Origin of the sequence: Pseudomonas sp. 43mfcvi1.1 (assembly GCF_900115935.1) — a bacterium.
Lineage (GTDB): Bacteria > Pseudomonadota > Gammaproteobacteria > Pseudomonadales > Pseudomonadaceae > Aquipseudomonas > Aquipseudomonas bijieensis.
Window position 1 is genome coordinate 35534 of the sequence record NZ_UETT01000017.1, and the last position, 11889, is coordinate 47422.

The following is an 11889-nucleotide window of genomic DNA, read 5'->3' on the forward strand; positions in this document are numbered from 1 at the left end:
GATCTTTTGCTTTCGCCCGTGCTCGTTCGTCTACTCCCGTTGATCTGCTGCAAGAACACGACTAATGGACCATGGATAATGGCTCTGTAGTGGCGTTTAATGCAGTCATAACAACGAGAGTGTGGGTGACGAACATGGCGACAGACGGAACGCTGGCGGGTGCGGTGCCGGCCTCGGTACCTGAGACAAAAAGCACGGCGCGCTGGCTGACGCCGACCTTGCAGAGTCTCGCCCTGGCATTGCTGCTGTGTGGCATGGCCCTGGGCGGCTGGTCGCTGTACCTGGGCTTGCCGCTGGTCATGCTCATCGTCTGGTTGCCGCGCCTGCGTTCGCGCCTGGCCACTGCGCCTGCTCCCACGACCGACAGCCTGGCCGAATTGACCCGCGACCTGTCCTACACCACCAGTCATAACGCGCTATCAGCGGCCGGTGTCGCCTATTCGGTCAAGCAACTGGCCGGCAGGGTTCAGTCCCAACTCGACGCGGCGGCGCAGATCGTCAGCAACGCCGAATCGATGATCGCCACCGAACAAGCCACCTCGCAACTCAGCCAGCAGGCCCTGGGCGCCGCCAGTGAAGCCCATCGCAGTAGCGTGGCCGGGCGCGGCGAGCTGGTGGAATCCATCAGCCGCATGCACCAGCTCAGCCAACGGGCAAACGACAGCCGTGAGTTGATCGAAGCCTTGAGCGTACGCAGCGATGAAATCCAGCGGGTCAGCCTGGTGATCCAATCGATCGCCAGCCAGACCAACCTGCTGGCGCTGAACGCGGCCATCGAGGCGGCACGGGCCGGTGAGCATGGCCGTGGTTTCGCGGTCGTGGCCGATGAGGTCCGTGGTCTGGCCGGGCGTACGGCTGCGGCGACCGGTGAAGTCGGGGTGATGGTGGCGGACATCCAGCAACGCACCGCCCAGGTGGTGGAGCAGATCCGGCAATTGGCCGCTGACCTGGACAGCGGCGTGCAGCAGGTCGAGCACACCGGCCAGCATCTGGAAAACATCGCCCGGCTTGCAGAAGGCGTCGAAACCCAGGTCAGTGCCATTGCCCAAGGCACCGACACCAATCGCGAACAGCTCGACAGCCTGTTCCACGCTATCGAGCAGATGCGCAGCGACCTGTCCGTCAGCGACCAGCAGACCCAGCGCCTGGCCGATGCAGCGGTGCAAATGGAAGGTCAGGCCGAAACCATCAGTGAACGTTTGGCCGAGGTGGGCCTCGACGATTATCACCAACGGGTCTACGACCTGGCACGGGAAGGCGCGAGTCAGATTGCCGCGCAGTTCGAGGCCGACATCGATCAGGGCCGTGTCAGCCTGGAGGATCTGTTCGACCGTAACTACCAGCCGATTCCCAATACCCAACCCGCCAAATTCCAGACCCGTTTCGACCGCTACACCGACCAGGTGCTGCCGGCGATCCAGGAGCCATTGCTTGCCCGCCACGAAGGCCTGGTGTTTGCGATTGCCTGCACCCAGCAGGGTTATGTGCCGACTCATAACAAGGTCTTCAGCCAACCGCTGACCGGCGACCCGCAGGTGGACACGCTGAACAACCGCACCAAGCGCAAATTTTCCGATCGCACCGGGATCCGCTGCGGTAGCCACCAACAGCCGGTGCTGCTCCAGACCTACACCCGCGACACGGGTGAGTTGATGCACGACCTTTCCGTACCGATCATGCTCAAGGGGCGGCATTGGGGTGGCTTGCGCTTGGGCTACAAACCCGAGAAACCGCGCTAGGCCTCAACGCCACTGATTGGCAACTGCGCTTTTGTGGCGAGGAAATATCTGTGGGAGCAAGGCTTGCCCGCGATGAAGGCGACGCGGTCTCATGAGGGATCGATGCGCCTTCATCGCGAGCAAGCTTTGCTCCCACCAATCCCCTAGCCACAGGGGACTCATGGTTCTTGGCGCTACTTACCGTCGTGCAGGCGCACATTCAGTTCGTCTACCAACAAAGCTTCTTCGCCGTCGGCGAGCAGCCATTCCTGAAGCAGGTCTTTCTGCTGGTCCGACCAGAAATCGGCTTCCACCAGCTTGATCTCCGGTGCCAGCGGGTGCGCCATGATGAAGTCGTCGATGGCTTTGTCGTCCGAGGGCAGGCCGAGTTGGGCGAATAGGGTATTGAGTTCGTAGGATGGTTGTTCCATGGGGGGCTCCTTTGGGCGGGCGCCGTCATGGCGCCCCGACTGCTTCCCTTTATCTGAGGCAAGCGCTCGCCAGGAGTTCGATCACGTTCAGGCTTTCAAGGCCCCTTCATCCACTGCGGCCTTCAACGCCTTGGCCGCTTCCCTGGCCGCCTCGGCAGCGATCTCCGCGGTCTTGAACCAGCGATCCTTCTCCACCTGGTGGCAACTGACGGTGGTCAAGGGTGGCTTGGCGCGCATCAGGATGACGGCCTGGAACTCGCCTTCGACTTCTCTGGCTTCGCCCCGGATAAAAAATTCGCCGATATCAAATTCCGTCACGTCGCGCCTTCTCCTCAAGCTCATATCATGGATGCGCGATCGCCGATGAACGACGCTCTTCGCTGGGCGAGCAGTATGGCAGCAGTTGCCCGTCGGTGGCTGAGTTAAGTCATGGACGGGCACATTATGAGCTCAGGCGCTGCCTTCTAGACGCCTGGCCAGGTGGCAGGCCTCGTTATGGTCAGTTCGGAATCCTCTTACAAGTCCAGTCGATGTTTCTTCTATGTGAAAAAAGCACTTGCCGGCCAGAACGACCCGATAACGCGGTTGAATCAACGAAATGGACGGGCCGTCGGCCGCGTCAAAGGTGTCATCTGTGTCCACGATGCAAGGGGATACGGTGTGGGGCAGGGGTGTGAAAGCGGCCATGCGAATTCCTTTTCTATGGTTTACCGACGAATTGTCGAGTACTTCGAGTAGTCTCCACGCCTTCGGCTGCTCTAGAATCGGCAGTGTCGTGTGGACGGTTGCGCCTATCTAAAGCAATTTTTTTTGGGCTCGATGTCAGAAAAATGCTTTTTTAAGTGAGAAATTTCCCTAAAGTTAGTAGTCCCATCTTTTCCGATGCTCAGAGTGGCTTTTTCCTTCAGCCTCTGGCGACCCCCCGGGAAAGACGGCGAGAGCGGCAACCTTTAGTCTGCTCTCGGCCCGGGACAGGGCGCGCCGTTCACTTCGAATTTCAGTTACAGGTCCATTACGACAATACAGTCGGTACGGGTTCTCGTGGTCCGTCCTTTGTGCAGGGCGGGCCTTTTTCAAAAATGGGGATGTTTCCTTGGCAGTAAGTAATCTCGACATGCATGCGTTATTCGTACTTGGTGACCTGCGGGCAAAACTGGTCAAACAATTCCAGTCACGTTTCGTCTACATCACCGAGCAGAACGCCGAAGGTATTTATGTCGCCGAAATCGACACCGAGTCGGCGTTGGTGGTCGATGACAAGCCCAGGCTCGAGCTCAAGGTCGGTGATCATTTTCGCGCAGCGGTATTGCCCAGCCGCGAAGGCGGCAAGTTTGAAATCCGCTTTCGCGAAATCAAGCTGACGGTCTATGGCCTTGGCGATTACGCCTTCGTCACGACCCCCGCTGGTCATGCCATCCTGTTCAAGGAAGGCCACAGCGTGGTGACCGTGTTTGCGGCAAACGAACAGTTGCAGGAAGGCTTGACCAAGACCCTGAAAGCGGTCACCGCCAAGGCGGCGAAGTGGCGCAAGGGCGAACTGGTGACTTTCAAGGCCAGCGAGTGACCATTTCAGGGCCGGTGAAAAGCGTGTAGGCATCGGGCTGGCAAGGGCTTTGCGCCCAAACCGCTGGCAGTTTTCGCAAGATCTCGCTGGAACCTCGGCTACAGTCAATTGACTGAACTATTCAGGGCTTGCGTTTGGTTACGCAGGGCCGTTCAGCTATTGCTGTATCTGCATGAGGTGCAAAGCATGAAACGAGTTCGACAGTGGCTGGCTGCCTGGGCCACCTTCGCTGTGTTGGTTTCGCCACTTCCGGCGTCGGCCGCTTCAGCGCCGATCCACTTCGCCGATCTGAACTGGGAAAGCGGCAGTCTGATCACCGATATCCTGCGAGTCATCGTCGAAAAGGGCTATGGATTGCAGACCGATACACTGCCCGGCACCACCATTACCCTGGAAACCGCCCTGGCCAATAACGACATTCAGGTGATCGGTGAAGAGTGGGCTGGGCGTAGTCCGGTGTGGGTCAAGGCCGAGGCCGAAGGCAAGGTGATCGCCCTGGGCGATACGGTCAAGGGCGCGACGGAAGGCTGGTGGGTGCCCGAGTACGTCATCAAGGGCGACCCGGCCAAGGGCATCAAGCCCCTGGCGCCGGATTTGCGCAGCGTCGAAGACCTGGTGCGCTATAAACATGTGTTCAAGGACCCGGAGAGCCCCGACAAGGGCCGCTTCCTTAACAGCCCCATCGGCTGGACATCCGAGGTGGTCAACAAACAGAAGCTCAAGGCCTATGGCCTGTCTGACAGCTATGTGAATTTTCGCAGCGGTTCGGGGGCGGCGCTGGATGCGGAAATCAGCTCGACGATCCGCCGGGGCAAGCCGATCCTGTTTTATTACTGGTCGCCCACGCCACTGCTCGGGCGCTTCAAGCTGGTGCAGTTGCAAGAGCCGCCGTTCGATGCCGAGGCCTGGAAAACCCTGACCGACGCCGATAACCCCAACCCGAAGCCGACCCGCTCACTGGCCTCGAAACTGTCGATTGGCGTTTCCGCGCCGTTCCAGAAGCAATACCCGGACATTGCCGAGTTCTTCAGCAAGGTTGACTTGCCCATCGAACCGTTGAACAAGGCCCTGGCCGACATGAGCGAGAAGCGCACGCTACCCCGTGAAGCGGCCGAAGCGTTCCTCAAGGCCCATCCACAGGTCTGGCAGGCCTGGCTGCCCAAGGAGGTGGCAGACAAGGTGTCCGCAGCCCTGTAGGACCGCTCGCGTGCCAGCGGGTTGAACTCTTGATCCTGGGCAATGAGTCATTCACTGGAAACTGGCAACCTGCGCCCGTCCAGCGAAATGCCAAATTCGAGCTAGGATGATTGTTCAACCTTTTTCAGGAGGCTGGCGAATGACGCTTTTATTGGCTCGGTCGCTGGTCGCAGTGTTTGCGACCATCAGCTTGATTCATTTGTATTGGGCCCTGGGGGGGCGATGGGCGGCCCTGGCGGTGGTGCCTCAGGTGCCGGTGAAGCAAGGGGGGGCGTTGCGACCGGCGTTCGACCCCTCGGGCTGGCTGACCTTGTTGGTGGCTCTGGCGCTGCTGCTGATTGCGCTGCTGGTGTGCCTACGAGTCGGCCTGCTGGCGCAGCCGGTCACCCATCGGGCATTGCAGTGGCTGATCAGCGCGATCGCTTTGCTGATGTTCGCCCGGGCCATTGGCGAGTCGGAGCTGGTGGGCTTCTTCAAGGAGGTCAAGGGCTCGACGTTCGCCAAGCTCGACACCTGGGTCTATTCGCCGTTGTGCGTGGTGCTCGGGGCTGGGTTGCTGGCGGTGGCCTGGGCCTGACGCGACGCAATTTCTAAAGGTGAACACCATTGTGGCGAGGGAGCTTGCTCCCGCTGGAGGGCGTAGCCCTCCCAAAAAACCGGACACAATCGGCCTGACACCGAGGTGACAGGTCTAAGGGCTGCTGCGCAGCCCTGCGGGAGCAAGCTCCCTCGCCACAAGGGTGTTCGCCACAAGGCAGCGGTCAGCCGTCCTGCCCGGTTCGGCGACTGCTCACTTCCGCCGGCACATCATCCCCGGCCATGCGCTTGCGGAACAACGCCGCCCGGGCCAGCAGCAGGGTGGTCACCGGGACAGTGATGGACAGCAGGATCGGGATCAGCCAGGCATGCAGTACTGGCCCGGACTTGAGCGCCGAAAAATACACGATCGAGGCCAGCGCCACGCACCAGGCCCCCAGGGTAGACGCCAGGGCTGGTGGGTGCATACGCTGGAAATAATCCTTGAGCCGCACCAGGCCGATGGCCCCGACCAGGGCGAACAGGCTGCTGAGCACCAGCAGGATCGCCACCGGGATTTCCACCCACATCGACAGTTCGCCGGTCATTCGATCACCTCGCCACGCAACAGGAACTTGGCCAAGGCAAACGAGCCGACAAAGCCGAACAGGGCGATCAGCAGGGCCGCCTCGAAATAGGTGTCGCTGGCATAACGGATGCCCAGCACCAGCATCATCAGCATCGCCACGATGTACAGGTAGTCCAGGGCCAGTACCCGATCCTGGGCCGACGGGCCTTTGAACAGCCGCCACAGGGTCAACACCATCGCCAGGGAGAACAGGAACAGGCTCAACAGGATCGCATTGGACAGCAATGGGCTCATTCGAAGATCTCCATCAGCGGGCGTTCATAGGTGGCCTTGAAATGGGCGATGAATGACGCCTCGTCTGCCAGATCGAACACGTGCATCAGCAGGATGCTGCGGTCCAGGGCCAGTTCCGACCAGACGGTCCCGGGAATCACCGTGGTGATCATCGACAGCGCGGCCAGGCCGTTGGCATCGCGCAGGTCCAGCGGCACTTTGATGAAGCGCGAGCGAGGTGGGCGGCGCCCGGCGTTCAGCACACCCCAGGCCACCGCCAGGTTGGACACCAGCACGTCGCGGCCCACCAGCAGGAACAAGCGCAACACCACCCACGGCCGACGGATACGGATGGGCCGCGGTCGCAGCGGGCGCATCATCAGCGGGGCCAGAAACCCTAGCGTGGCGCCCAGCAGCAGATGGCCGGCGCTGAGGGACACGTTCAACACCAGCCACAGCACGCACAGCGCCAGGGACAACCACGGAGCGGGGAACAGGCGCTTCATGGCTGCACCTCCCGCAACGCCGCACGGGCTTCGGGGTTGGGCACGGGGCGGGTGGCGAGTACCGACATCACGTAATGTTCCGGGTTGTTCAGCGCATCGGCAGCGGTTTGGGTATAGCGCAGCAACGGTTCGGCCTTGAAGGTCAGGGCGATGCCCAGGCCCAGCAGCACGATGATCGGCAGGCATTCGAACGGCCGCAGCAACGGTGACGGGCGTTCCTGGGGCGTCCAGAAACGTTGGATGCCCAGGCGTGAAAATGCAATCAGCGAAGCCAGCCCCGAGAGGATCAGCAACGCCAACAAGCCCCACGCCTGATTCGAGACCGACGCCTCGGCGCTGGCTCCGAGCCCTTGAGGATTGAGCAAGGCGCTCAGCAGGCTCAGCTTGCCGATGAACCCCGACAGCGGCGGCATGCCGATGATCAACAGTGCACAGAAAATAAAGCTCAAGCCAAGGAAGGCCATGGTCCAGGGAATCACTTGCCCGACCACGGCTTTCTGCTCGTCATCGAGGTTGATGCCCTTGGGCGGTTGCAGGGATTCCAGCGGTCGCGGCAAGGTGTCGAAGTCGTCGTCCAGGGACAATTCATTGGCCGAGCGCGAACGTTCGATCAACTCCGCCAGCAAGAACAGCGCGCAGAGCGCCAGGGTCGAACTCACCAGGTAAAACAGCGCCGCACCCACCAGGTTGGGTTGGGCGAAGCCGATGGCCGACAACAGGATCCCGGCCGAGACCAGGATGCTCAAGCTCGCCATGCGCTCCAGGCGTTGCGCCGCCAGAATGGCGATGGCGGCGCAGACGATGGTCGCCATGCCGCCGTAGACCAGCCAGTCGGCACCGAAATAAGCCGAGGCGCCGGCCTGGCCGGAGAACAGCAGCGTCCACAGGCGCAGGATCGTGTAGACGCCGACCTTGGTCATGATCGCAAACAGCGCCGCCACCGGTGCGCTGGCGGCGCTATAGGCCGGCACCAGCCAGAAGTTCAGCGGCCACATGCCGGCCTTGGCCAGGAACGCCACCGCGAGGATACCTGCCCCGGCGTGCAGTAGGCCGCGGTCGGCTTCCGGCACCAGCGGGATCTTCAGGGCCAGGTCGGCCATGTTCAACGTGCCGGTGACGCCATAGATCAGCGCGGCGCCGATCAGGAACAGTGACGAAGCCAGCAGGTTGATGGATATGTAATGCAGGCCCGACGACACCCGCGCCCGGCCCGAGCCATGCAACATCAGGCCGTAGGAGGCCGCCAGCAGCACCTCGAAGAACACGAATAGGTTGAACAGGTCCGCCGTCAGGAAGGCTCCGTAGAGGCCCATCAACTGGATCTGGAACAGCGCATGGAAACTGGCGCCGGCACGGTCCCAACGGGCGGTGGCGAACAGCAGGGCGCTGACGCCGATGATGCCGGTCAGCACCAGCATCAACGCCGACAGGCGATCGACCACCAGGACGATGCCGAACGGCGCCTGCCAATTGCCGGGCAAGTACACGCCAATGGACGCGGGCAGCGCCTGGTCCTGGGTCCAGTACAGCAACAGTGCGGCGATGCCCAGGCCCAGCAGGCTGGAAAACAGATTGATCCGGGCCTTGAGCGGACGGTGCTTCTCGCCCAGCATCAGCATCAACGCGGCGGTCAGCAGCGGCAGCAGAATGGGCGCGGCGATCAAGTGGGGCGTCAACATCATTCCTTGGGCTCCCGACCGTCCACATGGTCAGTCCCGGTCAGGCCCCGGGAGGCGAGCAGCACCACCAGGAACAGCGCGGTCATGGCGAAGCTGATCACGATGGCGGTCAGCACCAGGGCCTGGGGCAGTGGGTCGGTGTAGTGCAGCAGATCCTGGGGCACGCCGTCCTTGATGATCGGTTCCTTGCCGATGAACAAACTGCCCATGCTGAAGATGAACAGGTTGACGCCATAGGACAACAGGCACAGGCCCATGACCACCTGGAAGGTCCGTGGCCGCAGCACCAGCCAGACACCGGAGGCGGCCAGTACGCCGATTGCGATTGCGATGACTTCTTCCATCAGGCGGTGGCTCCTTTGACGGGGGCGATGGGTTTGGCTTGCAGGCCCGGTTTATGGGCTCGTACCGACTGGTGAGCCAGGGCGGTAAGGATCAACAGGGTGGAGCCGACCACCACGGCGTACACGCCGATGTCGAAGAACAGCGCGCTGGCCACATGGATATCACCCAGCAGTGGTAAGTCGAAATGCCAGGTGTGGGTGGTCAGGAACGGATACCCCACGGCCATCGCCCCCAGGCCCGTGACCGTGGCGAACAACAGCCCGGTGCCCATCCAGCGCAGCGGCCGCAGGCTCATTTGCGCCTCGACCCACTGCGTGCCGGCGACCATGTATTGCAGGATGAACGCCACCGACATCACCAGCCCGGCGACGAAGCCGCCGCCGGGTTGGTTGTGCCCGCGCATGAACAGGTAGAACGACACCACCAGGGCGATCGGCAGCAGCAGGCGCACCAGCACCGACGGCACCATCATGAAACCCAGGGCGGTGTCGCTGGCATGGCGCGGGTTGACCAGGTCGGTGACCACATCCGGTGCCAGCAGGCGCTGTTGCGCCGGTAGCTGCATGCTTTCCTTCGGCGGGCGGAAGCGTCGCAGCAGGGCGAACACCGCCAGGGCCACCGCCACCAGCACGGTGATTTCCCCCAGGGTGTCGAAGCCACGGAAATCCACCAGCATCACGTTCACCACATTGCTGCCGCCGCCCTCGGGCAGGGCGCGGCTCAAGTAGAACGACGAAATGTCGTTGGGCGTCTGCCGTGTCAGCATCGCGTAGGACAGCAGCGCCATGCCGCCACCCACGGCGATGGACAACAGCAAGTCCCGCAGGCGGCGGATGCGTGCGCGCCGCTCGCTGTTGGGCAGGGGCGAGGCATCCTCGATCCGTCGAGGCAACCAACGCAGGCCCAACAGGATCAGCACTGTGGTCACCACTTCCACCACCAGTTGCGTCAAGGCCAGGTCCGGCGCTGAGAACCAGACGAAGGTCACACAGGTCATCAGGCCGCAGACGCTGACCATGGTCAGGGCCGCGAGTCGGTGATACTTGGCCTGCCAGGCCGCCCCCAGGGCACAGGCGATCGCCAGCAGCCACAGGGTGACGAACACGATGGAGCCGGGGATTTTCGGCCGGTCGCCCCAGACCAGCGTGCTGTGCAGCATCGGGATCAGCCCGGCGAACACCGCGGCCAATACCAGCCAGAACAACTGGGCCTGCAGGCGACGGGTGCTGATCCGTCGTTCCAGGCGCCGGCTGTGGCGCATCATCAGCACCAGGCAGCGTTCGAACAGCCGCTTGCCGTTGAGTCGGCCAATGAATGGCGGGTGCTTGATGTGCCCTTGCCTGAATTGATTACGCAACAGCAGGTACAGGACGATGCCGCCGGACATCGCCACCAGGCTCATGATCATCGGCGCGTTGAGGCCGTGCCAGATCGCCAGGCTGTATTCAGGCAGCGTGCCGCCCACCACCGGCAACGCGGCGGCAGCGAGCAACGAGCCGACCACCTGGGCCGGGAAGATCCCCACCAACAGGCAGGTAAACACCAGCAACTCCACCGGGGCGCGCATCCAGCGCGGTGGTTCGTGGGGGGTATGGGGCAGGTCGGTGGCGGTGGGGCCGAAGAACACATCCACGGTAAAGCGCAGGGAGTAGGCGACGCTGAAGGTCCCGGCGATGGTGGCGATGATCGGCAGCGCCAGCTCGACCCAGGCCGTGGCGGAGATAAACACCGTCTCGGCGAAGAACATTTCCTTGGACAGGAAACCATTGAGCAACGGCACCCCGGCCATCGCTGCGCTGGCGACCATGGCCAGGGTCGCGGTGAACGGAATCAGCCGCACCAGGCCGCTGAGCTTGCGAATGTCACGGGTGCCGCTTTCGTGGTCGATGATCCCTGCGGCCATGAACAGCGAGGCCTTGAAGGTTGCGTGGTTGAGGATGTGGAACACTGCCGCCACTGCCGCGAGCGGGCTGTTCAGGCCCAGCAGCAAGGTGATCAGCCCGAGGTGGCTGATGGTGGAGTAGGCCAGCAGACCCTTGAGGTCGTTCTGGAACATCGCGCAGTAGGCGCCCAGCAGTAACGTACAGGCTCCCGCGCCGCCGACGATGTAGAACCATTCTTCACTGCCCGACAGCGACGGCCATAACCGCGCCAGCAGGAACACCCCGGCCTTGACCATGGTCGCCGAGTGCAGATACGCCGACACCGGCGTAGGGGCGGCCATGGCATGGGGCAGCCAGAAATGGAAAGGGAATTGCGCGCTTTTGCTCAGGGCGCCGATCAGGATCAGCGGCAGCAGGATGGGGTAGAGGGCATGGGCACGGATCAAGTCGCCGGCGGCCAGGACCTTGTCCAGGTCATAGCTGCCCACCACATGGCCGAGCAACATCACCCCGGCCAACAGGCACAGACCGCCGGCCCCGGTCACCATCAATGCCATGTAGGCGCCGCGCCTGGCGTCGGTGCGGTGGTGCCAGTAGCCGATCAGCAGGAACGAGAACAGGCTGGTCAGTTCCCAGAAAAACACTATTTGGATCAGGTTGCCGGAGATCACCAACCCGAGCATGGCACCCATGAACGCCAGGAAAAAGGCGAAGAAGCGCGGCACCGGATCGTCCGGCGACATGTAGTAGCGGGCGTACAGCGACACCAGCGTGCCGATGCCCAGCACCAACAAGGAAAACAGCCAGGCAAAACCGTCCAGGCGCAGCACGAAATCCAGGCCGAGGCTGGGCAACCAGGAATATTGCTCACGGATCACGCCGCCGTCGGCGATCTGCGGGTACAGCAAGGCCACCTGGACAGTGCCGGCCAGGGCCACGAGGCCGGCCAGCAGTGATTCGGCGTTACGGGCGTTATGCGGCAGCAGTGCCGCGACACAGCTGCCGATGAAGGGCAAAAGCAATAGAACTATCAGTGACATAGGCTTCTATTCGGCGGGAGGTTGTGAGGGATCATACGTGGCGTATTGCGGATCACCAACCGCGAGGGTGTCGCAGAATCCTACAAGGTTGGTTGAGTTTTCGGACTTTGCGTTGTTTGGGGGAGGGAGGCAGCGTCAGAATCCACCA

Annotated in this window: 12 protein-coding genes; 4 read left to right on the forward strand and 8 right to left on the reverse strand. The window is 62.2% G+C overall.

From position 1 onward, the window contains the following. The first annotated feature begins 134 nt into the window (after positions 1-134). Positions 135-1739 (forward strand): methyl-accepting chemotaxis protein, encoded by a 1605-nt coding sequence (locus DTP52_RS26350; RefSeq protein ID WP_109755981.1) that lies wholly within the window; start codon positions 135-137, stop codon positions 1737-1739. 173 nt (positions 1740-1912) lie between these two features. Here the strand turns inward: DTP52_RS26350 and DTP52_RS26355 are convergent, their stop codons facing one another. Together DTP52_RS26355 and DTP52_RS26360 are read right to left on the reverse strand one after the other, a co-directional pair. Beyond that, positions 1913-2149, reverse strand: a complete 237-nt coding sequence (locus DTP52_RS26355; protein WP_109755982.1) for a DUF2789 family protein — start codon at positions 2147-2149, stop codon at positions 1913-1915. Between the two features lie 87 nt (positions 2150-2236). Continuing rightward, entirely contained in the window at positions 2237-2467 is a 231-nt protein-coding gene (locus DTP52_RS26360) for a hypothetical protein (RefSeq protein ID WP_109755983.1), read from the reverse strand. 796 nt (positions 2468-3263) lie between these two features. On the opposite strand from DTP52_RS26360, the gene DTP52_RS26370 reads away from it, so the two are divergent. From DTP52_RS26370 to DTP52_RS26380, 3 genes are all read left to right on the forward strand, one after another. After that, positions 3264-3713, forward strand: a complete 450-nt coding sequence (locus tag DTP52_RS26370; protein WP_109755985.1) for a hypothetical protein — start codon at positions 3264-3266, stop codon at positions 3711-3713. A 186-nt stretch (positions 3714-3899) separates the two neighbouring features. Further along, positions 3900-4910, forward strand: coding sequence for an ABC transporter substrate-binding protein (locus DTP52_RS26375; RefSeq protein ID WP_109755986.1), 1011 nt, complete (start codon positions 3900-3902; stop codon positions 4908-4910). Positions 4911-5049: 139 nt separating this feature from the next. Then, positions 5050-5487, forward strand: coding sequence for a DUF3995 domain-containing protein (locus DTP52_RS26380; RefSeq protein ID WP_109755987.1), 438 nt, complete (start codon positions 5050-5052; stop codon positions 5485-5487). A 184-nt stretch (positions 5488-5671) separates the two neighbouring features. Here the strand turns inward: DTP52_RS26380 and DTP52_RS26385 are convergent, their stop codons facing one another. Genes DTP52_RS26385 through DTP52_RS26410 form a run of 6 tightly spaced genes read right to left on the reverse strand, consistent with a single transcriptional unit; the run spans position 5672 to position 11741 of the window. After that, on the reverse strand, positions 5672-6034 hold the full coding sequence (locus DTP52_RS26385; protein ID WP_109755988.1) for a Na+/H+ antiporter subunit G: 363 nt from the start codon (positions 6032-6034) through the stop codon (positions 5672-5674). Further along, entirely contained in the window at positions 6031-6309 is a 279-nt protein-coding gene (locus DTP52_RS26390; protein WP_003202841.1) for a K+/H+ antiporter subunit F, read from the reverse strand. The genes DTP52_RS26385 and DTP52_RS26390 overlap by 4 nt, the downstream gene beginning before the upstream one ends. Next, the gene (locus DTP52_RS26395; protein WP_109755989.1) at positions 6306-6794 is read right to left on the reverse strand and encodes a Na+/H+ antiporter subunit E; all 489 of its coding nucleotides are present in this window, start codon (positions 6792-6794) and stop codon (positions 6306-6308) included. Before DTP52_RS26395 ends, DTP52_RS26390 begins: the two co-directional genes overlap by 4 nt. Next, positions 6791-8476 carry a monovalent cation/H+ antiporter subunit D gene (locus DTP52_RS26400; protein ID WP_109755990.1) on the reverse strand — a complete coding sequence of 562 codons (1686 nt, stop codon included), beginning with the start codon at positions 8474-8476 and terminating at the stop codon, positions 6791-6793. Before DTP52_RS26400 ends, DTP52_RS26395 begins: the two co-directional genes overlap by 4 nt. Continuing rightward, positions 8473-8817 carry a Na+/H+ antiporter subunit C gene (locus tag DTP52_RS26405; RefSeq protein ID WP_003202835.1) on the reverse strand — a complete coding sequence of 115 codons (345 nt, stop codon included), beginning with the start codon at positions 8815-8817 and terminating at the stop codon, positions 8473-8475. Before DTP52_RS26405 ends, DTP52_RS26400 begins: the two co-directional genes overlap by 4 nt. Continuing rightward, positions 8817-11741, reverse strand: coding sequence for a monovalent cation/H+ antiporter subunit A (locus DTP52_RS26410; RefSeq protein WP_109755991.1), 2925 nt, complete (start codon positions 11739-11741; stop codon positions 8817-8819). Before DTP52_RS26410 ends, DTP52_RS26405 begins: the two co-directional genes overlap by 1 nt. Positions 11742-11889 lie beyond the last annotated feature (148 nt).